Annotated in this window: 26 protein-coding genes; 17 read left to right on the top strand and 9 right to left on the bottom strand. The window is 60.5% G+C overall.

The genetic code is table 11. The features are described 5' to 3' along the window. Positions 1-2 precede the first annotated feature (2 nt). On the top strand, positions 3-890 hold the full coding sequence (mmsB, locus tag E4O97_RS00685) for a 3-hydroxyisobutyrate dehydrogenase (protein WP_078822301.1): 888 nt from the start codon (positions 3-5) through the stop codon (positions 888-890). A gap of 107 nt (positions 891-997) precedes the next feature. On the opposite strand, the gene E4O97_RS00680 is transcribed toward mmsB, so the two are convergent. Then, complete coding sequence (locus E4O97_RS00680) at positions 998-1,342, bottom strand: cupin domain-containing protein (RefSeq protein WP_003194115.1); 345 nt, start codon at positions 1,340-1,342, stop codon at positions 998-1,000. A 328-nt stretch (positions 1,343-1,670) separates the two neighbouring features. Between E4O97_RS00680 and kynB the strand changes: the two genes are divergently transcribed. Both kynB and kynA read left to right on the top strand, forming a co-directional pair. Next, positions 1,671-2,321 (top strand): arylformamidase, encoded by a 651-nt coding sequence (gene kynB, locus E4O97_RS00675; RefSeq protein WP_005791369.1) that lies wholly within the window; start codon positions 1,671-1,673, stop codon positions 2,319-2,321. After that, positions 2,318-3,175, top strand: coding sequence for a tryptophan 2,3-dioxygenase (gene kynA / locus E4O97_RS00670; protein WP_216092100.1), 858 nt, complete (start codon positions 2,318-2,320; stop codon positions 3,173-3,175). The genes kynB and kynA overlap by 4 nt, the downstream gene beginning before the upstream one ends. Positions 3,176-3,258: 83 nt before the next feature. Here the strand turns inward: kynA and E4O97_RS00665 are convergent, their stop codons facing one another. From E4O97_RS00665 to antA, 4 genes are all read right to left on the bottom strand, one after another. After that, the gene (locus E4O97_RS00665) at positions 3,259-4,659 is read right to left on the bottom strand and encodes an amino acid permease (protein ID WP_005791366.1); all 1,401 of its coding nucleotides are present in this window, start codon (positions 4,657-4,659) and stop codon (positions 3,259-3,261) included. Between the two features lie 71 nt (positions 4,660-4,730). Further along, positions 4,731-5,738 (bottom strand): anthranilate 1,2-dioxygenase electron transfer component AntC, encoded by a 1,008-nt coding sequence (gene antC / locus E4O97_RS00660; protein ID WP_032879489.1) that lies wholly within the window; start codon positions 5,736-5,738, stop codon positions 4,731-4,733. Positions 5,739-5,756: 18 nt separating this feature from the next. Then, complete coding sequence (gene antB / locus E4O97_RS00655; RefSeq protein ID WP_005791362.1) at positions 5,757-6,248, bottom strand: anthranilate 1,2-dioxygenase small subunit; 492 nt, start codon at positions 6,246-6,248, stop codon at positions 5,757-5,759. After that, the gene (gene antA, locus E4O97_RS00650) at positions 6,248-7,639 is read right to left on the bottom strand and encodes an anthranilate 1,2-dioxygenase large subunit (protein ID WP_248130481.1); all 1,392 of its coding nucleotides are present in this window, start codon (positions 7,637-7,639) and stop codon (positions 6,248-6,250) included. Before antA ends, antB begins: the two co-directional genes overlap by 1 nt. Positions 7,640-7,952: 313 nt before the next feature. Here antA and E4O97_RS00645 point away from each other — a divergent pair, with 313 nt between their 5' ends. Then, positions 7,953-8,945, top strand: coding sequence for an AraC family transcriptional regulator (locus E4O97_RS00645; protein ID WP_248160751.1), 993 nt, complete (start codon positions 7,953-7,955; stop codon positions 8,943-8,945). A 133-nt stretch (positions 8,946-9,078) separates the two neighbouring features. On the opposite strand, the gene E4O97_RS00640 is transcribed toward E4O97_RS00645, so the two are convergent. Next, positions 9,079-9,954, bottom strand: coding sequence for a LysR family transcriptional regulator (locus E4O97_RS00640; protein WP_032879497.1), 876 nt, complete (start codon positions 9,952-9,954; stop codon positions 9,079-9,081). A gap of 114 nt (positions 9,955-10,068) precedes the next feature. Between E4O97_RS00640 and E4O97_RS00635 the strand changes: the two genes are divergently transcribed. The 3 genes from E4O97_RS00635 to catA are packed head-to-tail and all read left to right on the top strand — an operon-like array spanning position 10,069 to position 12,469. Continuing rightward, positions 10,069-11,196, top strand: a complete 1,128-nt coding sequence (locus E4O97_RS00635; protein WP_078822296.1) for a muconate cycloisomerase family protein — start codon at positions 10,069-10,071, stop codon at positions 11,194-11,196. Positions 11,197-11,208: 12 nt separating this feature from the next. Beyond that, positions 11,209-11,499 carry a muconolactone Delta-isomerase gene (gene catC / locus E4O97_RS00630; protein WP_032879502.1) on the top strand — a complete coding sequence of 97 codons (291 nt, stop codon included), beginning with the start codon at positions 11,209-11,211 and terminating at the stop codon, positions 11,497-11,499. Between the two features lie 40 nt (positions 11,500-11,539). Then, complete coding sequence (gene catA, locus E4O97_RS00625) at positions 11,540-12,469, top strand: catechol 1,2-dioxygenase (RefSeq protein WP_248160750.1); 930 nt, start codon at positions 11,540-11,542, stop codon at positions 12,467-12,469. A 131-nt stretch (positions 12,470-12,600) separates the two neighbouring features. Here the strand turns inward: catA and E4O97_RS00620 are convergent, their stop codons facing one another. Then, the gene (locus E4O97_RS00620; protein WP_032879507.1) at positions 12,601-13,074 is read right to left on the bottom strand and encodes an Lrp/AsnC family transcriptional regulator; all 474 of its coding nucleotides are present in this window, start codon (positions 13,072-13,074) and stop codon (positions 12,601-12,603) included. A gap of 144 nt (positions 13,075-13,218) precedes the next feature. On the opposite strand from E4O97_RS00620, the gene kynU reads away from it, so the two are divergent. Together kynU and E4O97_RS00610 are read left to right on the top strand one after the other, a co-directional pair. Next, positions 13,219-14,469 (top strand): kynureninase, encoded by a 1,251-nt coding sequence (gene kynU, locus E4O97_RS00615; RefSeq protein ID WP_248160749.1) that lies wholly within the window; start codon positions 13,219-13,221, stop codon positions 14,467-14,469. A 152-nt stretch (positions 14,470-14,621) separates the two neighbouring features. Continuing rightward, entirely contained in the window at positions 14,622-16,028 is a 1,407-nt protein-coding gene (locus tag E4O97_RS00610; RefSeq protein ID WP_248136689.1) for an amino acid permease, read from the top strand. Here E4O97_RS00610 and E4O97_RS00605 read toward each other — a convergent pair. Continuing rightward, entirely contained in the window at positions 15,974-16,864 is an 891-nt protein-coding gene (locus E4O97_RS00605; protein WP_248160748.1) for a LysR substrate-binding domain-containing protein, read from the bottom strand. The genes E4O97_RS00610 and E4O97_RS00605 overlap by 55 nt on opposite strands. 189 nt (positions 16,865-17,053) lie before the next feature. Here E4O97_RS00605 and E4O97_RS00600 point away from each other — a divergent pair, with 189 nt between their 5' ends. The 4 genes from E4O97_RS00600 to E4O97_RS00585 all read left to right on the top strand — a co-directional run bounded on the left by E4O97_RS00600 (position 17,054) and on the right by E4O97_RS00585 (position 21,395). Continuing rightward, on the top strand, positions 17,054-17,818 hold the full coding sequence (locus tag E4O97_RS00600; protein ID WP_248160747.1) for a sulfite exporter TauE/SafE family protein: 765 nt from the start codon (positions 17,054-17,056) through the stop codon (positions 17,816-17,818). A 42-nt stretch (positions 17,819-17,860) separates the two neighbouring features. Then, positions 17,861-18,757: a LysR family transcriptional regulator gene (locus tag E4O97_RS00595; protein WP_248160746.1), complete on the top strand. Its 897-nt coding sequence runs from the start codon at positions 17,861-17,863 to the stop codon at positions 18,755-18,757. Between the two features lie 103 nt (positions 18,758-18,860). Then, on the top strand, positions 18,861-19,754 hold the full coding sequence (locus tag E4O97_RS00590; RefSeq protein WP_248160745.1) for an NAD-dependent epimerase/dehydratase family protein: 894 nt from the start codon (positions 18,861-18,863) through the stop codon (positions 19,752-19,754). Between the two features lie 195 nt (positions 19,755-19,949). Then, a complete protein-coding gene (locus E4O97_RS00585; RefSeq protein WP_248160744.1) occupies positions 19,950-21,395 on the top strand; it encodes a SulP family inorganic anion transporter in 1,446 nt (481 codons plus the stop codon). 36 nt (positions 21,396-21,431) lie between these two features. Here E4O97_RS00585 and E4O97_RS00580 read toward each other — a convergent pair whose 3' ends face one another. Then, the gene (locus E4O97_RS00580) at positions 21,432-21,812 is read right to left on the bottom strand and encodes a lysozyme inhibitor LprI family protein (RefSeq protein WP_032879519.1); all 381 of its coding nucleotides are present in this window, start codon (positions 21,810-21,812) and stop codon (positions 21,432-21,434) included. Positions 21,813-22,058: 246 nt separating this feature from the next. On the opposite strand from E4O97_RS00580, the gene E4O97_RS00575 reads away from it, so the two are divergent. From E4O97_RS00575 to E4O97_RS00560, 4 genes are read left to right on the top strand one after another with little or no spacing between them, the layout of a single operon-like run. Continuing rightward, positions 22,059-23,408, top strand: a complete 1,350-nt coding sequence (locus tag E4O97_RS00575; protein ID WP_228308955.1) for a gluconate:H+ symporter — start codon at positions 22,059-22,061, stop codon at positions 23,406-23,408. A gap of 25 nt (positions 23,409-23,433) precedes the next feature. Beyond that, entirely contained in the window at positions 23,434-24,294 is an 861-nt protein-coding gene (locus E4O97_RS00570; RefSeq protein WP_216092095.1) for a MurR/RpiR family transcriptional regulator, read from the top strand. A gap of 1 nt (position 24,295) precedes the next feature. Further along, positions 24,296-25,759, top strand: coding sequence for a D-aminoacylase (locus tag E4O97_RS00565; protein ID WP_248130475.1), 1,464 nt, complete (start codon positions 24,296-24,298; stop codon positions 25,757-25,759). A gap of 29 nt (positions 25,760-25,788) precedes the next feature. Then, positions 25,789-26,157 (top strand): glyoxalase superfamily protein, encoded by a 369-nt coding sequence (locus E4O97_RS00560; protein ID WP_078822285.1) that lies wholly within the window; start codon positions 25,789-25,791, stop codon positions 26,155-26,157. Positions 26,158-26,290 lie beyond the last annotated feature (133 nt).

Below are 26,290 nucleotides of genomic sequence, written 5' to 3'. Positions count from 1 at the left end.
CCATGAAGATTGCATTTATCGGCCTGGGCAACATGGGCGCGCCCATGGCCCGCAACCTGATCAAGGCTGGGCACGCGCTTAATCTATTCGACCTGAACCAGGCGGTACTCAAGGAACTCGCCGAACTGGGCGGCACCATCAGCAGCTCACCGCGTGATGCGGCCCAGGGCGCAGAACTGGTGATTACCATGCTGCCGGCCGCTGCTCACGTGCGCAGCGTATGGCTCAATGACGACGGTGTGCTCGCGGGCATCGGCAAAGGCGTCCCAGCGGTGGATTGCAGCACCATCGATCCGCAAACCATCCGTGATGTAGCTGCAGCGGCAGCGAAACAAGGCGTGGCAGTGGCCGATGCACCGGTCTCCGGTGGCACCGGCGGTGCCCAGGCCGGGACGCTGACCTTTATGGTCGGCGCCAACCCGGAATTATTCGCTACCCTGCAACCGGTGCTGGCGCAGATGGGCCGCAACATCGTGCACTGCGGCGATGTCGGCACCGGGCAAATCGCCAAGATCTGTAACAACCTGCTGCTGGGTATCAGCATGGTCGGCGTCAGTGAGGCCATGGCCCTGGGCGATGCGCTCGGCATTGATACGCAAGTGCTGGCCGGCATCATCAACAGCTCCACCGGGCGCTGCTGGAGTTCCGATACCTACAACCCGTGGCCGGGTGTGATTGAAACTGCTCCGTCATCGCGTGGCTATACCGGTGGCTTCGGCGCCGACCTGATGCTCAAGGACTTGGGCCTGGCTACTGAGGCCGCACGGCAGGTACACCAACCGGTGATTCTTGGCGCGGTGGCCCAGCAGTTGTATCAGTCGATGAGCCAGCGTGGGGAAGGGGGCAAGGACTTCTCGGCGATCATCAACAGTTATCGCAAGCTCAAATAAACTGTGGCGAGGGAGCTTGCTCCCGCTGGACTGCGCAGCAGTTCCATCTTTTGGGGCCGCTACGCGCCCCAGCGGGAGCAAGCTCCCTCGCCACAGGTTCTTGCTGATCAAGCAAAAACGAAGTACTTGCGCACGGTCTCCACTACTTCCCAGGTACCTTTCATGCCTGGCTCCACCACGAAGATATCCCCAGCGCGCAAATGGATCGGCGCCATGCCTTCAGGTGTGATCACGCAGTAGCCTTCCTGGAAATGGCAGTATTCCCACTTCACGTACTCCACGTACCACTTGCCCGGCGTGCAGATCCAGGTGCCCATGATCTTGCTGCCGTCTTCGCTGGTATAGGCGTTGAGGTTGACGGTGTGCGGGTCGCCTTCAAGCTTTTCCCATTTGCAGGCATCCAGGACCGGCAGTGGGTGGGTGTCGCGCAGTACGGTGATGGGCTTGGACATGATGACTCCGAGGTAAGGGAACAAGAGTCGAACCCTATAGCGTCGCGGCCAGGGCTGGTGGTCTGGACTCGACATCGGTATGCCCAGAAGCGCAGTTAATGTGGGAGGGGGCTTGCTCCCGATAGCAGTGTGTCAGTCACTGCTATGGCTACTGACACACCGCTATCGGGAGCAAGCCCCCTCCCACATTGGATCTGTGTAATTGTTCGGTAATTTGTCCTTTTATCGCAGTAACTGCGAAAGATTTCCCGTGTTGCGCCAGAATTCGCAAGAAAATTCAGAGCTGGCCCTCGTATCATTCACCCCAGTACCCAGTGAGAGCCTTGCAATGAACCCAATAAAAACGTGGTGGGATATCAGCCCGCCCTTGAGCACGGCGACCCCGACCTGGCCGGGCGATACGCCGTTCCAGGAAGAGCGCGTGTGGCAGTTCGGCCCGGAGTGTCCGGTAAATGTGGGCCGCGTAACCCTGTCGCCGCACACCGGTGCCCATGTGGATGCACCGCTGCATTACAGCGCCGATGGCGCGCCGATTGGCGAGGTTTCGCTGGATGTGTACATGGGCCCGTGCCGGGTATTGCATTGCCTGGGCAGCGGCGCGTTGGTGCAGCCGCATCAGTTGCAAGGGCGTGTGGATAACCTGCCGGAGCGCGTGCTCTTGCGTACTTATCCACAAGCGCCATTGACTGAATGGGATTCGAATTTCACTGCCATCGCCCCGCAAACCATTGAGCTGCTCGCCGGCCTGGGTGTGCGCCTGATCGGTATCGATACGCCGTCCCTGGACCCGCAACAATCCAAGACCATGGATTCCCACAACGCCGTGGCGCGCCATGGCATGGCGATCCTCGAAGGCATCGTGCTCGATGAAGTGCCGGAGGGCGACTATGAACTGATCGCGCTGCCGCTACGTTTTGCCCATCTCGATGCCAGCCCGGTCCGCGCCATTCTCCGCCCGCTCAAGGAGCCCACGCGATGAGCCAATGTCCTTTCTCAGCTGATTACCAACCGCCGGAAGAATGGCATAACGCCGAACTGAATTTTTCCGAGTCCATGAGCTATGGCGATTACCTGGACCTGGGCAAAGTCCTCAGCGCCCAGCACCCGCTTTCTCCAGACCACAACGAAATGCTCTTCATCATCCAGCACCAGACCTCGGAGCTGTGGATGAAGCTGATGCTTCACGAACTCAAGGCTGCCCGCGAACATGTGCGCCTGGGTGAGCTGCCACCAGCGTTCAAGATGCTGGCGCGGGTGTCGCGGATCTTCGATCAACTGGTACACGCCTGGGCCGTGCTGGCGACCATGACGCCGTCGGAGTACAAGGCGATTCGCCCGTTCCTGGGGCAGTCGTCGGGGTTTCAGTCGTTCCAGTACCGTGAGATCGAATTCATCCTGGGCAACAAAAGCCGGGCGCTGCTGCGGCCCCATGCTCATCGCCCGGATTTGCTGCAGCAATTGCAGGTGGCAATTGCCACGCCGTCGCTGTATGACGAAGCGGTCAACCTGATGGTCAAGGCCGGACTGGCGATTGACCCGCAGCGCGCCGAACGCGACCCGACGGCGGCCACAGTGCATGACGACTCCGTGGAGGCGGCGTGGCGCGAGGTGTATCGCGACCCGAATCGGTACTGGGACCTGTATCAGTTGGCCGAGAAGTTTATCGACCTGGAAGATTCGTTCCGCCAATGGCGCTTCCGGCATGTCACCACGGTGGAGCGCATCATCGGCTTCCAGCCGGGTACCGGCGGCACCGAAGGCGTGGGTTACCTGCGCAAGATGCTCGACACGGTGCTGTTTCCCGAACTCTGGCGAGTACGTTCCACGCTCTAAACAAAAAAGCCCCGGATCTCCGGGGCTTTTCATTTGGAATGCAGCTAAAAATGTGGGAGGGAGCAAGCCCCCTCCCACAGAGGTTACTGGGTTACTGCAACTTTCCCGTTTCTGATCCGAAACCGATAGGCGATGTAGATAATTCCCACCCACACCGGCATCGCATACACCGACTCGCGAATCCCCGGAATCGCCAGCATCACGCCAATGATCATCACCATGAACGCCAGGCACAGGTAGTTGCTGAACGGGAACCAGAAGGTCTTGAACGACGGTGTCACGCCTTGCTCGCCCATGGCCTTGCGGAACTTGATATGGGTCAGGCTGATCAGCGCCCAGTTGATCATCAACGAAGCAACCACCAGCGCGAACAGCAACTCCAGCGCACTGTGCGGCGCGACGTAGTTGACCACCACGCACAGCATCGTCACCAACGCCGAAATCGCCAGGGCCCGCAGCGGCACGCCTTGTTTGTTGAGCTTCATCAGCGCCTTGGGCGCGTCACCCTGCTCGGCCAGGCCGAACAACATGCGGCTGTTGCAGTACACGCCGCTGTTGTACACCGACAACGCCGCGGTCAGCACCACGAAGTTGAGGATGTGGGCGGCGGTGTCGTTGCCGATCAACGAGAAGATCTGCACAAACGGGCTGCCGCTGTAGGCATCGCCCGACGCGCCGAGGGTTTGCAGCAATTGATCCCACGGGTACAGCGACAACAGCACGGTCAGCGCGCCGACGTAGAAAATCAGGATGCGGTACACCACCTGATTGATCGCTTTGGGGATGACCTTGCGCGGTTCGCTGGCTTCGGCGGCGGTGATGCCGACCAGTTCCAGGCCGCCGAACGAGAACATGATGAAGGCCATGGACATCAGCAGCCCCATGCCGCCGTTGGGGAAGAAACCGCCGTGGCTCCACAGGTTGCTGACCGACGCTTGCGGGCCGCCAGTGCCGCTGAACAGCAGGTAGCAGCCGAGCACGATCATGCCGACAATCGCCACCACCTTGATGATCGCAAACCAGAACTCGGCTTCACCGAAGAACTTCACGTTCAGGGTGTTGATCAGGTTCACCGCAACAAAGAACACCAGCGCGCTGACCCAGGTTGGAATCTCCGGCCACCAGAACTGGATGTACTTGCCTACCGCCGTCAACTCGGCCATGCCCACCAGCACGTAGAGCACCCAGTAGTTCCAGCCGGCCAGAAAACCCGCGTAGCCGCCCCAGTATTTGTGCGCAAAGTGGCTGAAGGAGCCGGCCACCGGCTCTTCGACGATCATCTCGCCGAGCTGGCGCATGATCAGGAACGCGATAAAGCCGGCCACCGCATAGCCCAGGATCATCGACGGCCCCGCCGACTTGAGTACCCCGGCCGAGCCGAGGAACAAGCCTGTACCAATCGCGCCTCCCAAGGCGATCAGCTGAATGTGCCGGTTCTTCAGGCCACGCTTGAGGCCCACCGGGTTAACCATGTCATCCGCCATTAACATTCCCTTCTACTTGTTTTTCTCAAGGGTGATTGCACGCCGCATCGGCCCCTCAGAACTGCTGAGGGTCAGATATTACTCTGCGTAAACTTTTCGTAATACAGCTGAACGCCATCAAGTGCCTGATCCACCAGCCATTGTTGAATGGATTCGACCATTGGAGGGGGGCCGCACACGTACATATCCGCCGATCTGTCCCGCAATTCGGCCAGGTCAAAATGTTCGGTGAGGTAGCCGCGCTTGCCGGGCCATTCGGATGAAGCATCGCTGAGTACTTCGGTGTAGCGAAAGCCCGGGATTGTCCTCGCGTAGTCCTGGATACGCGCCGCTTCGCATAAATCCTCGGCACTGCGCACGCCGTAGTAGAGGTGCACCGGTTGCGAGCAGCCGTTGGCCGCCAGTTCATCGAGCATACCCAGCAACGCCGACAACCCGGTACCGCCCGCCACCAGCACCAGCGGCCGGGTGACATGCCGGAGGTAGAACGCCCCCAATGGCGCCTCCAGCAGCATCGCGTCGCCCGCCTGGCAGCGTTCGCGCAGGTAGTTGCTCATCACCCCATCCGGCAGCAGGCGCACCAGGAACTGCAGTTGGTTACCCGGCCGATTGGCGAAGGAGTAGGAGCGCCAACTGTCGGTGCCGGGCACCGCGACACGAGCGTACTGGCCAGGCAGGAAATCCAGTGGCTGGTCCAGTTGCACCTGCAAGATCGCCGTACTGGTGGAGACCTGCTGCACGTCGCTCACCGTACCGCGTACCTGCACTGGCCCGGATGCATTGCACAGGCTTGAATCGAAGTCGAAGTAGAAGGTGGCGTCGGACTGCACCCGAGTCTGGCAACTGAGCATCTTGCGTTGCTGCAGGTCGAGGCTCGAGAGCGCTTCTTCGTCGACATAGTCCTGGGTGTACTCGCCGGATTCGCAACGCCCCTGGCAAGTGCCGCACACGCCTTCGCGGCAATCGAGCGGGATCTTGATACCGTTGCGCAGGGCTGCATCCAACAGGATTTCATTGGCGCCCACCGGGAAGAACAAGGTCTTGCCATCGGCAAAGCTGAAGGCCACTTTGTGATTCATTGGAAAAACTCCCGGTGCCTATAGGTGATAGAAATCCAGCACCGAGTTGATGGTGTCGTTGAGCAGCAAGGCGTGCTTGCGCATGATCAGCCAGCTGTCGCCCGCAGGCTTCAGGTGGTACGTGGCATGCCCGTAGAACTGCTCGGACGTGGCCAGGCGATAGAACAACGTGTGCCAGTTCAAGCGCACCTCCAACGTGCCGTCAGCCTGCTCTGAAATGCGCAGGTTATTGATCAGGTGCAGAGTGCGCGGCATTGGCGTCGCCGAGGCAGCCTTGCCGGTGCGAAGGCGGAACACGCGGTCTTCCAGCCCCGAACGGTTGGCGTAGTAGATCAACGACATCTCACGTTTTGGGTCTTTGGTGTAGACGTGTTCCGAGTCCCATTGCGGCAAATGGAATTCGCTCTGGGGGTCGAACAACTGCACGTAGGCGTCCCAGTCCTGGGCGTCGCACAGTTCGGATTTACGGTAAAAAAACTGCTCGACCCGGTACTGCAACTGCGCATTCATCACTTCACCTCCCGCAGGCTCAGGGCCCGCTGGTCCAAACCCTTGAGCAGAAACTGTTGCCAATTGCGGTGCTGGTTGACGTACAAGCCTTCGTGGGTGAATTCAGTGCCGGTCATGGCCGGTTGAATGCCGATGGCTTCACTGTTGGGAGTGGGTCCGGTCTCCCAGCGGTGGCTGCCCCGTGATATATCGCTCCAGCGTTCCAGGCGGCCCTGGAAACCGCGCTGGGCTTCGCGAAACTCCACCAGGTCGTCCGGCGTGCCCATGCCCGAGACGTTGAAGAAATCTTCGAACTGGCGAATGCGGTTTTCGCGATCCGCGTCGGATTCACCCTTGACCCCCAGGCATTGGCTGATTATCTCGGTCTTGTTCCAGGCCACTGGGCGGATGATGCGCAGCTGCGAACTGATCTGGTCGAGAAAGAACAGGCTGGGGTAGATGTTCAGGTTGCGCAGGCGGTGCATCATCCATTCGGCCTTTTGCTGGCCATGTTCGGCCACCAGGCGCGGCATGATGGTGGCGTAGCCGGAACGCACGCTGGGGTTGGGCATGTCGCTGAACAACACACTGTGGCCGTTATTGAAGGCGAACCAGCCGTCATCGGTATTCGCGTCGCCGGCGCCGAGCTTGCTGTAGTCCAGCGTTGTGCTTGCGCCTGCGCCGTTCTCGGTATTGACCTGCTGGCGATGCTGCACCGTGGCCACGTAGTTGTAGTGCACGGTGCTGACGTGATAACCGTCCAGCCCGTTTTCGTTTTGCAGCTTCCAGTTGCCGTCATAGGTATAGGCCGACTTGCCCGGCAGTACTTCCAGTTCACCGGTCGCCGATTGCGCGACCATCATGTCGAAGAACACTTTGGCGTCGCCGAGGAAATCTTCCAGGCTGTTGGTGCCGTTTACGTCGAGGCTGATAAACACAAAGCCTTTGTAGCTTTCGATGCGCGCCTTTTTCAGGCCGCGGGTGGCTTTATCAAACCCTTCCGGATATTCCCCCGGCGCCTTGACCTTGACCAGCCGGCCATCACTTTTGTAGCACCAGGCGTGGAACGGGCAGGTGAAGGTGGACTGGTTGCCCTTGCCCACGCGAGTGAGGGTGGTGCCGCGATGCTGGCAGGCATTGATCAGCGCGTTGAGCCGGCCTTCGCCGTCGCGGGTGATGATCATCGGCTGGCGCCCGGCGCGCATCGTCACGAAGTCGTGGTTATTGGCCAGTTCGCTTTCGTGACAGGCATAGATCCAGTTTTTCTCGAAGATCAGTTCCATCTCCAGGTCGAACAACTCGGGTTCGGTGAACATGTCGCGGGCGATGCGGAACACTTCATCTGCCGGGCGAAAGTCCAGGCAGCTTTCGATAAAGGTTTTCCACTGCTCGACGGTTCTTGCACCACTCATGGGAGGCACCTTTTGATAATGGCTAAAACGGGTGAGCCATTAAGGCGCTGCAAAAGGGCGGTGGGCTATCCGCTTAATGGGGGAAGATGGGCCGCAAAGTTGGGCAGCAAATACCCAACACGGTGCGGCGCGGTGACGCAATGGGCTACTGTCATTGCAGGTGACGGTCGCAGAAAACCCGGATTTATCCACATAGTCGACGGTTGCTATCCACGTGGTTGCAACGGCGCCGACGTGGCTTGGAACTTGCTGTCGATGTTCAACGACGCGCCGCCAGAGCGCGCAAACGCCTAACCGCCGTGGGTGCAGCCCGATGAGTAGCCAGACACGCGATATTCATATTCAACGCTTTGACCTCGAAGGCGCCCGCAGCTGGATGTCCGGTATCTGTGGGCCCCATCGCCTGGCGACGGCCACCCCCGAGCGCCTGCGGTTTCACCACAGCGCCAATGTGTTCAAGTCCCGCGCCACCACCCTGGGTGTGATTGAGTACGGCACCGACGTGACCATCGACATCGAAGACGCCGAGCATTTCAGCAGCTATAGCCTGAGCCTGCCATTGGTGGGCGAACAGGAGCTGAGCAAGAACGGTGAACGCCTGAGTTCCAACCGCGACCAGGGCGTGATCATTTCACCCAACGAGCACCAGGTGCTGGCGATTTCCGGTGACTGTCGCAAGTTGCAGGTGGTGATCACCCGTGCGGCGATGAGCGAGTCGCTGGAAGGTTTGCTGCAACGGCCCATTGATGCGCCGCTGCGCTTTGAATCGGTGATGGATGCCGTGGACGGCGCCCCGGCTTCGTGGTGGCGCATGGCACGATACTTCATCGCCGAACTGGAATGCAGCAGCGAGTTGTACGAGCAGGCAGCATTTACCCGGGACCTGGAAAGCTCGCTGATCAAAGGGCTGATCCTGGCCCAGCCGAATAACTATTCTGAAGAATTGCGCGAGGTGTTGGGGGTAAAACTGCCGCACTACCTGATTCGTGCGCGCCAGTACATCCACGACAACGCCCGTGAAGCGCTGCACCTGGAAGACCTGGAAGCGGCTGCCGGGGTGTCGCGGTTCAAGCTGTTCGATGCGTTTCGCAAGTACTTCGCCTTGTCGCCCATGGCGTATCTGAAGAAGTATCGGTTGGGGGCGGTGCGTCAGGAGATTCTTGAACAGGGCTCGGTGCGTACCATCTCTGAAATTGCGTTGGGTTGGGGGTTTACCCACTTGGGCAGGTTTTCGGCGGAGTACCGCAAGCTGTTCGATGAGTCGCCCAGTCAGACATTGCAACGCAAGCGCCTGCGCATTACTTGAACCTGATGAAGATCAAAATGTGGGAGGGGGCTTGTTCCCGATAGCGGTGTGTCAGGCACTGGAAAAGTTGACTGAACCACAGCTATCGGGAGCAAGCCCCCTCCCACATTGGATTTTCAGTAAATATGGAATCTCAGATCAACTCTTCCACCAGTTGCAGGCAATGAGTCAGCCCCGGCGACTGGTCATTCACCCGTCGGCTCAGAATGATCGGCGAGGTCGCAGTCGCCTCCACCACCGGCGTATAGCCAATATCCGCCCGATGCAGCACCTGCACCGACGCCGGTACCAGCGTTACACCCATACCGGCGCCTACCAGGCCGATGGCGGTCTGCAACTCGTTGGTCCACTGCGCCACCTTCAGGCTCAAACCGTGGGCGTCGAACAGCGCGATCACATGGTCGGCATAACTGGGGCGCGGGTTGCCTGGGTAGAGCACAAAGGGCTCGGTGGCCAACTGGGCGAGGGTGGCAGGGGCACCCAGCAAGGGGTGACCGCTGGGCAGCACGGCCACCAGGCGATCCTCCACCAATACGCGCTGGACGATGGCCGGGTCGTCGATGCGAATGCGCCCGAAACCCACATCGATGCGCCCGGCCTTGAGCGCTTCGACCTGTTGCAGCGTAGTCATCTCCGACAAGCCCAACTCCAGCTCCAGGGCCTCGTGATTGCGCAGCCTGCGAATCAGTTCCGGCAGCACGCCGTACAAGGTCGAGGGTGCAAAGCCGATGCCCAGCCACGTCTTTTCGCCCAGGCCAATGCGCCGTGTGTTGTCGCAAACCGTGCCCAGCTGTTCGAGCAGCACATTGGCGTGTTCATAGAAAAACCGCCCGGCTTCGGTCAGGCGCAACGGTCGGCTACGCTCCAGCAGCAGCACCCCCAGTTCATCCTCCAGCTGCTGGATTTGCCGGCTCAAGGGCGGCTGGGCGATGTGCAGGCGTTCGGCAGCCCGGGTGAAATTGAGGGTCTCGCCCAGCACCTGGAAATAGCGCAAGTGACGCAGTTCCATATCGACTCCTTTCATACCTTGAGGGTATCGCACAAGACCAATTCTATATTGGAAGCCCGAAAAAATGCGGAACAGAATCGACGCAAATCTATAAAGAACCCAACGGGTATTGCCATGCCGATTTGCACCATCGAGTCGATCGACACCCTCATCGTCGATCTCCCCACCATTCGCCCGCACAAGCTGGCGATGCACACCATGCAAAACCAGACCCTGGTGATTATCCGTCTGCGGTGCACCGACGGCATTGAAGGCATCGGCGAAGCTACCACCATCGGTGGCCTCAGCTATGGCAATGAAAGCCCCGACAGCATCAAGGTCAACATCGACCGCCATTTCGCGCCGCTGTTGATCGGCCAGGACGCGAGCAACATCAACGCCGCCATGTTGCGCCTGGAGCGCAGTATTCGCGGCAACACCTTTGCCAAGTCCGGCATCGAAAGCGCCTTGCTCGACGCCCTCGGCAAACGCCTGGGGCTGCCGGTCAGCGAACTGCTGGGCGGGCGTGTGCGTGACGCGTTGCCGGTGGCCTGGACCCTGGCCAGCGGCAATACCGAACAGGACATCAGCGAGGCCGAGAAAATGCTCGATCTGCGCCGTCACCGCATCTTCAAATTGAAGATCGGCGCCGGTGAAGTCAGCCGCGACCTGGCCCATGTGATCGCGATCAAAAAAGCTCTGGGCGAGCGCGCCAGTGTGCGTGTCGACGTCAACCAGGCCTGGGATGAGGCCGTGGCGCTGCGGGCGTGCAAGGTGCTCGGCGACAACGGTATCGACCTTATCGAGCAACCCATCTCACGCAACAACCGTGGCGGTATGGCCCGGCTCAACCTGTCGAGCCCGGTGCCGATCATGGCCGATGAGTCTATCGAGTGTGTCGAAGATGCGTTCAACCTGGCGCGTGAAGGCGCGGCCTCGGTGTTTGCCCTCAAGATTGCCAAGAACGGCGGCCCCCGCGCCGTGCTGCGTACGGCGGCGATCGGCGAGGCGGCAGGCATCGGCCTGTACGGCGGCACCATGCTCGAAGGCGGTATCGGCACCCTGGCGTCGGCCCATGCCTTCCTTACGCTGAGCACACTGGCGTGGGGCACCGAGCTGTTCGGCCCGTTGTTGCTCACCGAAGACATCCTTGCCGAGCCACCGGTGTACCGCGATTTCCAGCTGCATGTTTCCACTGCACCGGGCCTGGGCCTGGCGCTCGATGAAGAGCGTCTGGCGTTCTTTAGCCGTGACAAATACTAAGAGGCGCCTGCCATGTTGTTCCACGTAAAAATGACTGTGAACCTGCCCCTCGACATGCATCCCGAGCGTGCCGACAGCCTCAAGGCCGAAGAGAAAACCCTGGCGCAACGCCTGCAACAAGAGGGCAAGTGGCGCCACCTGTGGCGCATCGCCGGGCACTACGCCAACTACAGCGTGTTCGATGTCGACAGCGTGCAGGACCTGCATGACCTGCTGATGCAACTGCCGTTGTTTCCTTACATGGCTATCGAAGTGAATGCGCTGTGCCGGCACCCGTCGTCCATCCATGCGGACGACCGCTAAGCCGGTTTCAACCTGATAATTACAAGATGAGGAGTGCACCATGTCCATCCGCCTGTCCCAGACTGCCCACGCCCAACGCTTTCTCGAAGAAGCCAGCGGCAACCTCAATGACGCGGGCAACCCGCGCGCCAAGGCGCTGATTTACCGGATCCTGCGCGACACTGTGAACATCATCGAAGACCTGGAAGTGACCCCCGAGGAGTTCTGGAAGGCGGTCAACTACCTCAATGATCTGGGTAAAAACCAGGAAGCCGGCCTGCTCGCCGCTGGCCTGGGCCTGGAGCATTACCTGGACCTGTTGATGGACGCCGCCGATGAGCAGGCGGGCAAGTCCGGCGGTACACCGCGCACCATCGAAGGCCCGCTGTACGTGGCCGGCGCGCCGCTGTCCAAGTACGAGGCACGGCTGGATGATGGCAAGGACGACGCGGTGCCGTTGTTCATGCGCGGGCAAGTGCGCGATACCGAGGGCAGGCCATTGGCGGGGGCGATTGTCGATGTGTGGCAGGCCAATACGGGCGGTACTTATTCGTGGTTCGACCCGAACCAGTCTGAATTCAACCTGCGCCGACGTATCGAGACGGATGCCCAGGGCCACTACCGTTTTCGCAGCATCGTACCCTCGGGCTACGGCTGCCCGCCGACCGGGCCGACGCAGCAGTTGCTCGATCAATTGGGGCGCCACGGGCAACGGCCGGCGCATATCCACTTTTTCATCTCGGCGCCCGGGCATCGGCACCTGACCACCCAGATCAACCTCTCGGATGACCTGTACCTGCATGATGACTTTGCCTATGCCACCCGCGATGAACTGATTGCCGAGATCCGCTTCAGCGACGATCCGCAACTGGCGCGGGAATTTGGCGTGGAAGGGCGGTTTGCGCAGATTGATTTTGACTTTGAGTTGCAGGTGGCTGATGCGCCGGTGGAGCAAAAGCGCATGCAACGCACACGGGCTCTCGAGGACTGAGCGCGGGCAGAATGTGGGAGGGGGCTTGCCCCCGATAGCAGTGTGTCAGTCACTTATTTACTAACTGATCCTCCGCTATCGGGAGCAAGCCCCCTCCCACATTTAGTTCACATTTGATCTGTAGTGATGGGTTACTTGCGCAGGACCAGATCCAGCACCTCATCCCGATCCTTGATCTTCTGCAGCACAATTTCAGAGCGAATATCCATCACCCCCGCCGTGCGGTTCAGGTGGTTCACGATAAAGTCCGAAAAGTGCTTGAGGTTGCGTGCCTGCACCCGCAGCACATAGTTGCTGGCACCGGTGATCACATAGGCGCTCGCCACCTCTGGCCAGCCTTGCACCTTCTTGATAAAGGTCTCATGCCAGTCCTCGATATCCTGGCGCAGCGACAGGTGCACGATGGCTTCGAGCTCGATCCCCAACTGTTCGGCATTCAATACCGCGCGATAGCCGCTGATGATTCCTTCGCTCTCCAACAAACGCAAACGGCGCAGGCAGGCAGAGGGTGACAGCGCGACTTTTTCCGCCAGTTCCTGGTTGCTGATACGGCCATCCTGTTGCAGAAAATGCAGGAGGCGCAGGTCGGTGGCGTCGAGAATCATGCTTGGAAGATATCCGCGTGTTTTGAGATTAAATTCGAATTTCCTACAGCTTAAATAGCCGTTTGCCCACCACTTTGCACGAAAATTCTCTAAAAGTTCGTTCATTATTTGGTCCATCCTCACTTATAAAAACCAGGACGACCCATGACCACTCGAAGCCATTGCCAAGCCCTCGACACCCAGGACCCGTTGGCACCCCTGCGTGCCCAATTCGCCCTGCCCGAGGGCGTGATCTACCTCGACGGCAACTCCCTCGGCGCGCGCCCGGTGGCAGCGCTGGAACGGGCACAGCAGGTGATCGCCCAAGAGTGGGGCAATGGCTTGATTCGCAGCTGGAACAGCGCAGGCTGGGCGGATTTGTCCCAGCGCCTGGGCAATCGCCTGGCACCGTTGATCGGTGCGCGTGAGGACGAAGTGGTGGTCACCGATACCACCTCGATCAACCTGTTCAAGGTGCTGAGCGCGGCGTTGAGTGTGCAGCGTCAACGCTCCCCGGCGCGCAAGGTGATCGTCAGCGAAGCGAATAACTTTCCCACCGATTTGTATATTGCCGAGGGCCTGGCCGAACTGCTGCAACAAGACTATTCCCTGCGCCTGGTCAACAGCCCGGCCGAACTGCCCCAGGCCATCGACGCAGACGTGGCGGTGGTGATGCTCACCCACGTCAACTACAAGACTGGCTACATGTACGACATGGCGGCGCTGACTGCGCTGAGCCACGAGTGTGGCGCGCTGAGCCTTTGGGACCTGGCGCACTCAGCGGGCGCGGTGCCTGTGGACCTGCACCAGGCCGGCGCTGATTATGCCATTGGCTGCACCTACAAATACCTCAATGGCGGCCCGGGCTCCCAGGCATTTGTGTGGGTCAACCCGGCGTTGGTGGATGTGGTGCGCCAGCCGTTGTCAGGCTGGTTCGGGCATACCCGCCAATTCGCCATGGAGTCGAGCTACGCCCCCAGCGCCGGCATCGCGCGCTACCTGTGCGGTACCCAACCGATCACTTCGTTGGCCATGGTGGAATGCGGCCTGGACATTTTCGCCCAGACCGACATGACCAGCCTGCGCAGCAAATCCCTGGCATTGACCGACCTGTTTATCGCGTTGGTCGAAAGCCGCTGCGCCGCCCATGGCCTGGAACTGATCACACCGCGTGAGCACGCCCGGCGCGGCAGCCATGTGAGCTTCGAACACCCCGAAGGTTACGCGGTGATCCAGGCCCTGATCGCCCGAGGCGTGATCGGCGATTACCGTGAGCCGCGGATCATGCGCTTTGGTTTCACGCCGCTGTACACAAGCTTTACCGAGGTGTGGGACGCCGTGGAAATCCTCGGTGAAATTCTCGACAACTGCACCTGGGACCAGCCGCAATTCAAAGTCCGAAACAGCGTTACTTAATAGCACCACAGACCCAATGTGGGAGGGGCTTGCTCCCGATAGCGGTGTGTCAGTTGACATATCAGTGACTGACACACTGCTATCGGGAGCAAGCCCCCTCCCACAGGATTCACCGCCAGCAGCAACCATCACAATAATAAAGGGGCACTCCAGTGACCACGCCAGACAACGGCTTTGCAGAAATCACCCACCGCGAACTGGGCCTCAGGCGCCAGCTCACTTCCGGCCAGATGAGCATGATCGCTATCGGTGGCGCCATCGGCACCGGGCTGTTCATGGGCAGCGCCTATGCCATTGGCTATGCCGGGCCCAGCGTGCTGGTGAGCTACGCCATTGGCGCGTTGATCACCTTGTTGCTGATGGGCTGCCTGGCGGAGATGACCGTGGCCCATTCCACCTCTGGCTCGTTTGGCGCCTATGCCGAGTTCTACATCAGCCCGCTGGCCGGGTTCCTGGTGCGGTATGCCTATTGGGCGGCGATTGTGCTGGCGGTGGGGGCCGAGGTCACAGCGGTGGCGATGTACATGAAGTACTGGTTCGCCAACGTACCGGAATGGGTGTGGATCGTGTCGTTTTCCAGTGTGCTGATTGTGCTCAATGCGATCAGCGTGAAGACCTTCGGCAACTTCGAATACTGGTTCTCGACCATCAAGATCAGCGCCATTGTCGGCTTCATCATCCTGGCGGTGTATGTGGTGTTCGGTTCCGGCAACCCGCAGTACGGTGTGCAGAACTACACGGCCCACGAGGGCTTTTTTCCCCATGGCTTGAGTGGCATGTGGATCGCGGTGATCGTGTCGATCTTCAGTTACTTAAGCGTCGAGATGATCGCCGTGGCCGCCGGTGAAGCCGCCGACCCGGAGCAGGCGGTGAAGAAAGCCTTCCGCGCTACCATCGTGCGGCTGGTGGTGTTCTACCTGCTGACCCTGGCGCTGATGCTCGCCATCGTGCCGTGGAACCAGGCCGGCCAGGCCCAGAGCCCGTTTGTCACGGTGATGCAGACCATCGGCATTCCCGGCGCCACCGGGGTGATGAATTTCGTGATCCTGATCGCGGCGCTGTCGGCCATGAACAGCCAGCTCTATATCACCACGCGCATGATGTTCAGCCTGTCTCGCGCAGGCTTTGCGCCCAAGTCCATGGGCGCCTTGAGCAAGAATGGCATCCCGCTGAACGCCCTGTTGCTGTCCAGCTCGGGCATTGCCCTGGCGACTCTTTTGAATGTGGTGTACCCGGAAAGCTCATTCACCCTGATGATGGCGATCTCGATGTTTGGCGCGATCTTCACCTGGTTCATGATCTTCCTCACGCACCTGTTCTTTCGCCGCTATCGCAAGCGCCATGGCGGGGCGAAGTTGTCGTTCCAGTTGCGCCTGTTTCCCTACAGTACGCTGCTGGGGTTGGTGCTGATGGGGGCGGTAATGATCACCACCTATTTCACCGAAGCGTTCAAGATGACCTTGGTATTCGGCGTGCCGTTCCTGTTGATTCTGTCGGCGGTGTATTACGGGTTCTTCCGCAAGGGCAGGGCCAAGGCGTCGAACAAAGCCCTGGCGTAACCCGGCAGTTGCTCGAACGAGCGTGCGCATAACAGCAACGAGCGGCAGGCCCACTCCTCTTGCAGGGGGTGGGCCTTGAAACGGCGTTCTGACGGCCAGCGCTCCAAGGCTGCCTGCGGCACGATGCCCAGACCCGCGCCGCCGGCGACCATGCGAATCAACCCATCAAAACCGTCGGCGCGAATGCGTGTCTGCAAGCGAAAGCCTGTGTGCAGTGCCTGTTCTTCCAGATAAACCGCCAGCGCGCTGTTGGCCGCCAGGCCCACGTAGTCGTATTGCAAGCTGTCGATAAAACTCGGGCGGGTCAACGGGTGGTCCAGGGGCATGATCAGCACCAGCGGATCATCGCGAAACGCCAGGGTCTGCAAGCCGTGGGTGTCCACGGCATCGGAAATAATCCCCAGCTCGGCGGTGCCCTGGCGCAAGGCTTGGGTGATGCGCAGGCTGGGCAATTCTTGCAAGTCGATATCGAGGTTGGGGTGCTCGCGCAAAAAGTGTGCGAGCAATTCAGGCAGGTACTCGCTAAGGGCGGTGGTATTGCACAGCAAGCGTACCTGGCCTTTGACGCCATTGGCGTATTCGGCCAGGTCCTGTTGCAGGTGTTCGGCCTGTTGCAACAGCAGGCGAGCGTGCCGAGCCAGGGCTTTGCCTGCCGGCGTTGGGGTGACGCCACGGCGGCCACGCTCAAGAAACGCGATGCCCAGTGAAGACTCCATTGCCCGGATGCGTGCGCTGGCGGCCGCCAGGGATAAATGACTACGGGCTGCACCGGCAGTGATATTGCCGCTGTCGAGGATGTGCAGATAGAGGCGCAGGTCGATCAGGTCAAAGTGCATGGCTGCAGGTTTCCGGTGACTGGGCGGGCGTCATCGCAGGCAAGCCAGCTCCCACACTTGGATGTATTCACAGTTCAAAATGTGGGAGCTGGCTTGCCTGCGATGACGGCATCAGCCTCACAAAAAACAAGAGGCTGCCTCAGTATATGGCGAATTTTCAGCCTCTCTCCAGCCCTGCACAATCGGTGCATGAATACCTTCCTAGCGTTCTACCAAAACCTCGGTCCAGCCCTGACAGCGTTGGTCATCACTACCTTCCTGCTGGCCGGTACGGTCAAAGGCATCATCGGCCTTGGCCTGCCCACTGTAGCCATGGGCATGCTCGGCCTGGCTATGTTACCGGCGCAGGCTGCGGCGTTGCTGATCATTCCTTCGACTATCACCAATCTCTGGCAGCTGACGTTTGGCGGTCATTTGAGTGCCTTGCTCAAACGCCTGTGGCCGATGCTGTTGCTTATTTTCTGCGGCACCGGGCTAGGCTCCGTGTGGCTGGGCATGGACGGTGGGCCGTGGGTGGTCCGCGCGTTGGGTGCGGCGTTGCTGGTATATGCGTTGAGCGGCTTGTTCCTGCCGACCTTCAAGGTCGCGCCCCGGACCGAGCGCTGGCTGGGGCCCTTGTGTGGGCTGATCACCGGCATCATCACCTCGGCCACCGGTGTTTTCGTGATCCCTGCGGTGCCGTATCTGCAAGCGCTGGGCTTGAGTCGTGATCAGTTGGTGCAGGCGCTGGGGCTGTCGTTCACGGTGTCGACACTGGCGCTGGCCGCCGGGCTGGCCTGGCGCGGAGCGCTGGGCGGTGGTGAAATCGGTGCGTCAGTGTTGGCGCTGGTGCCGGCATTGCTGGGGATGTGGCTGGGCCAAGTGGTTCGCCGACGCATCAGTGCGCTGTGGTTCAAACGTGGGTTTTTCACGGGCATGGCGTTGTTGGGAGGCCAATTGTTGCTGGCTGGTTAATAATGACCGTGCCTGTGTCAGCCGATAAATGAAGGACCGCCCGTGAAAGCCCGTTCCGATGAGCTACAGATCTTCGTCAGCGTGATTGAATGCGGCTCGATTTCTGCCGCCGCCGAAAAGGTCGGGCAAACGCCGTCTGCGGTCAGCCGCACGCTGTCGCGCCTGGAAGCCAAGCTCGACACCACGCTGATCAACCGCACCACGCGACGCATGGACCTGACTGAAGAGGGCAAGTACTTCTTCGAGCAGGCCAAGGTGATCCTGGCGCAGATGGACGAGCTGGAAGAGCGCCTGTCGTCGCGCCAGAAAAAACCGGCCGGCCGCCTGCGTATCAATGCCGCCGTGCCGTTCATGCTGCACGGGATCGTGCCGTACATCGCCGAGTTTCGCCGCTTGTACCCGGATATCCAGTTGGAGCTCAACAGCGACGACTTGATCATCGACCTGCTTGAGCAAAGTACCGACATCGCCATTCGCATTGGCACCCTGGCCGACTCGACCCTTCATGCGCGCTCCCTGGGCAGCACGCCGCTGCATATCCTGGCCAGCCCCGACTACCTCAAGCAATACGGCACGCCGACGACCGTTGCCGAGTTGGCCGATCACACCTTGCTGGGCTTCACTCACACCGAGACCCTCAACCACTGGCCGCTGCGTCATGGCGAAGGTGACCGCTGGCTGATCCAGCCCAGTGTCAGCGCATCCAGTGGCGAAACTGTGCGCCAGTTGGCGCTGCAGGGGCAGGGTATTTGTTGCCTGTCGAATTTCATGACGGTCGACGATATCGATGCCGGCCGTCTGGTGCCCATGCTGGAGGCGTTCAACAGTGGTTATCGCCAGCCGATCCACGCGGTGTTCTATCGCAACTCGCAATTGGCGCTGCGCATTCAGTGTTTCCTGGACTTCATTCAGGCCAAGCTGGCTCGGTATGCGCGCTGATTCGTGACTTGCACGCAAGAGTGAATTGGGCCGTACGGGCTTATTCGACAGCAGTGGGGGCTGGATACTGGGTGCATCACTTACCCAGTCAGGAGCAACCTCCATGAATGTATTCGTTACCGGTGCAGCAGGGTTTATCGGCGGTTCCATCGCCACCGGCCTGGTCAACGCTGGCCATGACGTCACCGGCCTGGTGCGCAGCGCCGAACAAGCCGCCGAAATGACCGCCCTGGGCATTACGCCGGTGATCGGCACCCTCGACGACGCAGCCGTATTGACCGAGCAGGCAAAGAAGGCTGATGCGGTGATCAACGCTGCCAGCAGCGACCATCGCGCCGCCGTGGAAACCTTGCTGGCCGCCTTGAAAGGCTCGAACAAGCCGTTCCTGCATACCAGCGGGTCGAGCATTGTCGGTGATGCGTCGGGCGGCAAGGCCAGTGAAGTCATCTACTTCGAAGGCAACCTGCCTGAGCCGACCGTCGACAAAGCCGCGCGGGTGGCGATCGACAACCTGATCCTCGCGGCGGCCAGTGACGGTGTGAATTCGGCGGTGATCTGCAACACCCTGATCTACGGCCACAGCCTGGGCGTGAAGCGTGACAGCGTGCAATTGCCACGCTTGCTCAAGCAGGCACGCAAGAGCGGTGTAGTGCGCCATGTGGGCAGCGGGCAGAATATCTGGTCCAACGTGCACATTGAGGATGTGGTCGCCCTGTATCTGCTGGCACTGACCAAAAACGTCCCGGGTACTTTCTACTTTGTGGAAAGCAGCGAAGCGGCGTTTATCGACATGACTACGGCGATTGCCCAGACGCTGAACCTGGGCGAACCGCAGGATTGGCCGTTGGCCGAGGCTGAAGCCGAGTGGGGCTATGAAATGGCCAACTACGGGTTGGGCTCCAACAGTCGCGTACGCGGCAAGCACGCTCGCGAACTGCTGGGCTGGGTGCCCAAGCGTACGTCGGTGGTGGAGTGGATTCGCAACGAGATGGTCTGATGTTGGCTTGAGACCTGGGTGTAGCTATCGGGAGCAAGCCCCCTCCCACATTTGACCGATTTCCAACTTTGGAATGCATTCACGTGTGGGAGGGGGCTTTCTCCCGATTGGGGCCACTCAGTTCTGGAGGCTAGCCCCACTCGACGCAATTCCGTACCATTCCTCGCCTTATCCCTCGCAATTCCCCGGTACTCCATGAACCTCACCCGTCTGCGCGCCGACGCCCTGGCCGGCCTCACCACGTCTTTTGCGCTGCTGCCCGAATGCATCGCCTTTGCCCTGGTGGCCCACCTCAACCCGCTGATGGGGCTCTACGGCGCCTTTATCATCTGCACTCTCACCGCCTTGTTCGGTGGCCGCCCGGGCATGGTCTCGGGCGCTGCCGGCTCGATGGCGGTGGTGATTGTTGCGCTGGTGGTGCAACACGGTGTGGAGTATTTGCTGGCGACAGTACTGTTGGGCGGGTTGATCATGGTCGCCTTCGGCCTGCTGCGCCTGGGCAAGCTGGTGCGCATGGTGCCGCACTCGGTGATGCTCGGTTTCGTCAACGGCCTGGCGATCATCATTGCGCTGGCGCAACTGGAACATTTCAAGAGCGGCGAACGCTGGCTAAGCGGCACGCCTTTATATGTGATGGCGGGCCTGGTTGTGGTGACCATGGCGATTGTCTACCTGCTGCCACGCCTGACCCGCGCTGTGCCGCCCGCGTTGGTGGCGATCCTTGGCGTTGGTCTGGCGGTGTACCTGCTTGGTCTGCCGACCCGTACGCTGGGCGATATGGCGCATATCGCCGGTGGCTTGCCGACCTTCGCCCTGCCGCAAATCCCCTGGACCTTCAACACTCTCGGCATCATCGCGCCCTACGCGTTCCTGATGGCGATGGTCGGCCTGCTGGAAACCCTGCTGACCCTCAACCTCACCGACGAAATCACCGAAACCCGAGGCTACCCCGACCGCGAAAGCGTGGCGCTGGGCGCAGCGAATATGGTCTCGGGCCTGTTTGGCGGCATGGGCGGTTGCGCGATGATCGGGCAAACCGTGATCAACCTCAGCTCCGGTGGGCGCGGGCGTTTCTCAGGGGTGTTTGCCGGTGTGATGATCCTGCTGTTCATTCTGTTTCTGTCACCGCTGATTGAGCGTATTCCGCTGGCGGCGCTGGTGGGCGTGATGTTTGTAGTGTCGCAGCAGACCTTCGCCTGGGCCTCGTTGCGGGTGATCAACAAGGTGCCGCTCAATGATGTGCTGGTGATCATGGCGGTGACGATCATCACCGTGTTCACGGATCTGGCCACCGCGGTGCTGTGCGGTATCGTCATCGCCGCGTTGAATTTTGCCTGGCAGCAGGCGCGAGAGCTGTACGCCGATGAACATCTGGAGGCCGACGGCAGCAAGCTTTACCGGGTGCATGGCACCTTGTTCTTCGCCTCGACCACGCCGTTCTTGAACCAATTCGACCCGGCCAATGACCCGGCCCAGGTGACGCTGGATTGCCGCCACCTGAGTGTTGTCGACTATTCGGCGATCGCTGCGCTGATGACGTTGCGCGAGCGCTATGCCAAGGCCGGTAAGCATCTGCGGGTGCTGCATTTATCCGAGCGCTGCAAGAAACTGCTCAAGCGCGCCAGGGTTCACCATGACTGAGCAAGCTCCCTCGCCACAATAGACCGGCTCCAGCAGTCAGGGGCCTACCAGGTCTTCAAGCTCCTGGGCGCGGGTCTGGGTCATGTCCAGCACGCAGCCGGAGCCGTTGACCTGATCAATGGTGCCGCCGGTGGCGCTGCCGGCGAAGGCGCAGTTGGCATCGCGGTATTTGATCCACAGGCGCTGCACGTCTTGCAGTTGCTGCTTGTGCGCGCCGTCCTGGGCGGCGAGGGCGGTCTTGTAGGCGCGGTTCAAGCGCTCGTCCTGCACCTTGGCTTGTTTGGCGTTGCAATTGACCATGTCTGCCGTGGTATTGGCGCTGTCCATGCATTTTTTCAACGCGGCATTGTCGGCGGCATACGCTGTGCCACCCAAGCAGAGAAGCAGGGCGCTGGCGACGAGTGTGGTGCGAATCATGGGCGGTTTCCTGAGCATGAGTGGATGCGCATTCTATGACTCAAGGGCGGCGCTTGAGTTTCCGGCATTCCTGATCTTCATGTAAGAACATCCCCCGTATTTTCATGGGCTGGCGCTGGACATATCTCCATGCGACAACGCTTGTCCGTGGGCGAAAATTACTTTCATGAAAATTGAAAATACTCCTCGGTAATGATTTATGAGTTTCACAACCAATTCGACGTGACCCTTTCCGAGGAGTACCGCATGGCCGCATTACCGGGCTTCGGGCTATTGGCATACGCTGCCATTGCCATCATTGCATTGATCGTGCTGATTGCACGTTACCGACTCAACCCGTTTATCGTCATTACGCTGGTGTCCATCGGCCTCGCGCTGATGGCCGGAATGCCGGCGGACACGATCATGGGGTCGTATGAGGCGGGCGTCGGTAAAACCCTGGGGCATATCGCCCTGGTGGTGGCGCTGGGCACCATGCTCGGTAAGATGATGGCCGAGTCGGGTGGCGCCGAGCAGGTGGCGCGTACGCTGATCAACCGCTTCGGTGAACGCAATGCCCACTGGGCGATGGTGTGCATTGCGTTCCTGGTGGGGCTGCCGCTGTTTTTCGAGGTCGGCTTTGTGCTGCTGGTGCCGATTGCCTTTACCGTGGCGCGGCGCGTGGGCGTGTCGATCCTGATGGTCGGCCTGCCGATGGTCGCCGGTTTGTCGGTGGTGCACGCGCTGGTGCCACCGCATCCGGCGGCGATGATGGCGGTGCTGGCCTACAACGCCTCGGTCGGGCAGACGGTGCTGTATGCGATTTTGATCGGTATCCCCACGGCGATCATCGCCGGCCCCGTCTACGCCAAGTTCATCGTGCCGCATATTCACCTGCCGGCCGAGAACCCGCTGGAGCGCCAGTTTATCGAGCGCGAACCGCGTACTCGCCTGCCCAGTTTTGCACTGACCATGGGCACCATCCTGTTGCCGGTGGTACTGATGATGATCGGCGGCTGGGCCAATGTGATTTCCACCCCGGGCAGTGGTTTCAATCAGTTCCTGCTGTTTATCGGCAATTCGGTGATCGCCCTGCTGGTGGCGACCCTGGTGAGTTTCTGGACCCTGGGCCTGGCCCAGGGCTTCAACCGGGAGTCGATTCTCAAGTTCACCAACGAGTGCCTGGCGCCGACCGCCAGTATCACCTTGCTGGTGGGCGCGGGCGGTGGCTTGAATCGCATTCTGGTGGATGCCGGTGTGACCAATGAAATCCTCGGCCTGGCCCACGCGTTCCACTTGTCGCCGCTGGTGATGGGCTGGCTGTTCGCTGCGTTGATGCGCATCGCCACGGGCTCGGCCACCGTTGCCATGACCACTGCATCCGGGGTGGTCGCGCCCGTTGCTTTGGGCCTGGGTTATCCACACCCCGAATTGCTGGTGCTGGCGACCGGCGCGGGCTCGGTGATTTTTTCTCACGTTAACGACGGCGGCTTCTGGCTGATCAAGGAATACTTCAATATGACGGTGATCCAGACCTTCAAGACCTGGACCGTACTGGAGACCCTGATTTCGCTGGTCGCCTTCGGTCTGACCTACGGCCTGTCACTGGTTTTATGAGCCTGACCCTCTAACCGGAGCCTCCATGGACATCCTCTACCAGATCCGCGCCCGCCAGGCCTCGTTCAGCGCCGGCGAAGGGCGTATCGCCAAGTTGATGCTTGAGGATGTGGGCTTTGCCGCCTCGGCCAGCCTGGAGGCGTTGTCTCAGCGGGCCGAGGTCAGCACCGCGACCTTGTCGCGTTTTGCCCGCAGCGTCGGCTGCCGTGACTTGCGCGATTTGCGCCTGCAACTGGCCCAGGCCAGTGGCGTGGGCAGTCGCTTCCTGGACCCGGCGGGGCTGCCGGAACAGTCGGCCTTTCATCGGCAAATCCTGGGCGATATCGAAGCGACGTTGCGCCAGCATTTGTCAGGTTTCAACCAGCACAGCTTTGCCGACGCGGTCACTTTGCTGAGCAAGGCGCGGATGATTCACGCGTTCGGCATGGGCGGCCCCTCCAGCCTGTGCAGTGATGAACTGCAAGTGCGCCTGGTGCGTCTGGGCTACCCGATTGCCGCCTGCCATGACCCGGTGATGATGCGCGTCACGGCCGCGACCCTGGGCCCGCAACATGCCTTGATTGTCTGTTCCCTCACCGGCCGTACGCCCGAATTACTGGATGTGGTGAAGCTGGCGCGCAACTACGACGCGCGGATTATTGCCCTCACCCTCGCGGACTCACCCCTGGCCGAACTGGCGGATGTGTTGCTGCCGCTGCAACCGGCGGAGACCAGCTTTATCTACAAACCCACCGCCGCCCGCTACGGCATGTTACTGGCCATCGACCTGCTTGCCACCGAGCTGGCGCTGGCCTTGCCGGACGACAATCAGGAACGCCTGCGCCGGATCAAGCTGGCCCTGGATGATTACCGCGGCGGCCCTGACAGCCTGCCGCTTGGAGACTGATATGAAATACGACACGCTGATTCGCCAGGCGCTGGTCATTGATGGCAGCAACACCGAAGGGTTTGTCGCCGATGTGGGCGTGCGCGGTGGGCGCATCCAGGCGATGGGTGACCTGTCCGCCGACGAGGCCGCGCATGTCATCGATGCGCATGGCCGGGTATTGGCGCCGGGCTTTATCGATGTGCACACCCACGATGACACGGTGGTGATCCGCCAGCCGCAGATGCTGCCCAAGCTCAGCCAGGGCGTGACCACGGTGATTGTCGGCAACTGTGGCATCAGCGCTTCGCCGGTGAGTTTGCGCAGTGACCCGCCAGACCCAATGAACTTGTTGGGCAGCCGTGAGCAGTTCTGTTATCCGCGGTTCAGCGATTATCGCAACGCAGTGCAAGGCGCCCATCCGGCAGTGAACGTTGCGGCATTGATCGGCCACACCGCGCTGCGCAGCAACCATATGGATGACCTGCATCGCACCGCTACACCGTATGAAATCGCGGCCATGCGCGTGCAGTTGCAAGAGAGCCTGGAGGCCGGTGCCCTGGGGTTATCCACAGGCCTGGCCTACGCCAGCGCATTCAACGCCGAGACCGATGAAGTGTTGCAACTCGTTGAGGAACTGACGGCCTATGGTGCGGTGTACACCACGCATTTACGCAGCGAGTTCGAGCCGGTGCTGGAGGCAATGGATGAGGCGTTTCTGATCGGCCGACATGCCAGGGTGCCGGTGATTATTTCCCACCTTAAATGCGCTGGTGCCGGTAACTGGGGGCGTAGTCCGCAGTTGTTGGCGGCCCTGGAGGCTGAGGCGAAAAACCACCCGGTGGGTTGCGATTGCTACCCCTACGCCGCCAGCTCCTCGACTCTGGACCTCAAGCAAGTCACCGACACATTTCGCATCACCATCACCTGGTCGACGCCGCACCCGCAAATGGGCGGGCGCGATTTGCAGGATATCGCTGCCGAGTGGGGTGTTTCGCTGCTCGACGCGGCCCGTCGCTTGCAGCCGGCGGGGGCGGTGTATTACGGCATGGATGAGGCCGACGTTCGGCGCATCCTCGCGCATCCGTTGTCGATGGTGGGGTCGGACGGTTTGCCTGAAGACCCGTTTCCCCATCCGCGCTTGTGGGGTGCCTTCCCACGGGTGCTCGGGCATTTCAGCCGGGATGTCGGCCTGTTCCCGTTGCACACGGCGGTGCACAAGATGACCGGTTTATCGGCGGCGCGTTTTGGGTTGTCCGAGCGTGGCGAAATCCGTGAAGGCTACTGGGCCGACCTGGTGCTGTTCGACCCTCAGCGGGTGCGGGATGTGGCGGATTTCACCACGCCACAGCGCGCGGCTGAAGGGATTGAGGGTGTGTGGGTCAATGGCGTACTGAGCTATCGCGAGGGGCAGGCGAACGGTGAGCGAGCGGGCCGCTTCCTGGCGCGCAGCGGGGATTTGCGTGGTGGGTTTACGGCTCTATAGTGGGTGTTCTTTTATACGGAGCTGGCGCCATGCACTTAGGAAAAGTCGTCCCCATTCTGCGGATTTTCGACGAGGTCAAGGCGTTGGAGTTCTACGTCGACTTCCTGGGGTTCAAGGTCGATTGGCAGCATCGCTTCGAGGCGAATTTTCCGTTGTACCTTCAGGTGTCGCTGGGGGAATGCGTGCTGCATTTGTCCGAGCATCATGGCGATGCTTCGCCGGGGGCGGCCGTGCGCATCCAGGCGCAAGGAGTCGATGCGTATCAGCAGCAGTTGCTGGGCAAAGAGTACCGATATGCCAAGCCTGCGGTCGAGGAAACACCTTGGGGATCGCGGGAAATGAGCATCCGGGATCCGTTCGGGAATCGCTTGGTGTTTGTCGAGGACAGCGAGGGCTAAGTGGCAAATGGCAGGCAATAAAAAACCGCCTTGGTAAGGCGGTTTTTTTTGCAAACCCAGTTAGTGGCTGGGGTTGCGGCTTCACAGGAGCACTGGCGTGGTCACAATACTACTGCTGCTTTAGGGCGTTATG

This window comes from Pseudomonas sp. W15Feb34, assembly GCF_023127765.1.
Classification (GTDB): Bacteria; Pseudomonadota; Gammaproteobacteria; order Pseudomonadales; family Pseudomonadaceae; genus Aquipseudomonas; species Aquipseudomonas synxantha_A.
The sequence above is the reverse complement of the archived record's forward strand: the minus strand, read 5'-3'. Positions and strand labels throughout refer to the sequence as shown.

Bases quoted from the DNA above. Each gene is read 5' to 3' on its own strand.
- mmsB (WP_078822301.1), top strand. From the start codon at position 3: ATGAAGATTGCATTTATCGGCCTGGGCAACATGGGCGCGCCCATGGCC.
- E4O97_RS00680 (WP_003194115.1), bottom strand. From the start codon at position 1,342: ATGTCCAAGCCCATCACCGTACTGCGCGACACCCACCCACTGCCGGTC.
- kynB (WP_005791369.1), top strand. From the start codon at position 1,671: ATGAACCCAATAAAAACGTGGTGGGATATCAGCCCGCCCTTGAGCACG.
- kynA (WP_216092100.1), top strand. From the start codon at position 2,318: ATGAGCCAATGTCCTTTCTCAGCTGATTACCAACCGCCGGAAGAATGG.
- E4O97_RS00665 (WP_005791366.1), bottom strand. From the start codon at position 4,659: ATGGCGGATGACATGGTTAACCCGGTGGGCCTCAAGCGTGGCCTGAAG.
- antC (WP_032879489.1), bottom strand. From the start codon at position 5,738: ATGAATCACAAAGTGGCCTTCAGCTTTGCCGATGGCAAGACCTTGTTC.
- antB (WP_005791362.1), bottom strand. From the start codon at position 6,248: ATGAATGCGCAGTTGCAGTACCGGGTCGAGCAGTTTTTTTACCGTAAA.
- antA (WP_248130481.1), bottom strand. From the start codon at position 7,639: ATGAGTGGTGCAAGAACCGTCGAGCAGTGGAAAACCTTTATCGAAAGC.
- E4O97_RS00645 (WP_248160751.1), top strand. From the start codon at position 7,953: ATGAGTAGCCAGACACGCGATATTCATATTCAACGCTTTGACCTCGAA.
- E4O97_RS00640 (WP_032879497.1), bottom strand. From the start codon at position 9,954: ATGGAACTGCGTCACTTGCGCTATTTCCAGGTGCTGGGCGAGACCCTC.
- E4O97_RS00635 (WP_078822296.1), top strand. From the start codon at position 10,069: ATGCCGATTTGCACCATCGAGTCGATCGACACCCTCATCGTCGATCTC.
- catC (WP_032879502.1), top strand. From the start codon at position 11,209: ATGTTGTTCCACGTAAAAATGACTGTGAACCTGCCCCTCGACATGCAT.
- catA (WP_248160750.1), top strand. From the start codon at position 11,540: ATGTCCATCCGCCTGTCCCAGACTGCCCACGCCCAACGCTTTCTCGAA.
- E4O97_RS00620 (WP_032879507.1), bottom strand. From the start codon at position 13,074: ATGATTCTCGACGCCACCGACCTGCGCCTCCTGCATTTTCTGCAACAG.
- kynU (WP_248160749.1), top strand. From the start codon at position 13,219: ATGACCACTCGAAGCCATTGCCAAGCCCTCGACACCCAGGACCCGTTG.
- E4O97_RS00605 (WP_248160748.1), bottom strand. From the start codon at position 16,864: ATGCACTTTGACCTGATCGACCTGCGCCTCTATCTGCACATCCTCGAC.
- E4O97_RS00600 (WP_248160747.1), top strand. From the start codon at position 17,054: ATGAATACCTTCCTAGCGTTCTACCAAAACCTCGGTCCAGCCCTGACA.
- E4O97_RS00590 (WP_248160745.1), top strand. From the start codon at position 18,861: ATGAATGTATTCGTTACCGGTGCAGCAGGGTTTATCGGCGGTTCCATC.
- E4O97_RS00585 (WP_248160744.1), top strand. From the start codon at position 19,950: ATGAACCTCACCCGTCTGCGCGCCGACGCCCTGGCCGGCCTCACCACG.
- E4O97_RS00580 (WP_032879519.1), bottom strand. From the start codon at position 21,812: ATGATTCGCACCACACTCGTCGCCAGCGCCCTGCTTCTCTGCTTGGGT.
- E4O97_RS00575 (WP_228308955.1), top strand. From the start codon at position 22,059: ATGGCCGCATTACCGGGCTTCGGGCTATTGGCATACGCTGCCATTGCC.
- E4O97_RS00570 (WP_216092095.1), top strand. From the start codon at position 23,434: ATGGACATCCTCTACCAGATCCGCGCCCGCCAGGCCTCGTTCAGCGCC.
- E4O97_RS00565 (WP_248130475.1), top strand. From the start codon at position 24,296: ATGAAATACGACACGCTGATTCGCCAGGCGCTGGTCATTGATGGCAGC.
- E4O97_RS00560 (WP_078822285.1), top strand. From the start codon at position 25,789: ATGCACTTAGGAAAAGTCGTCCCCATTCTGCGGATTTTCGACGAGGTC.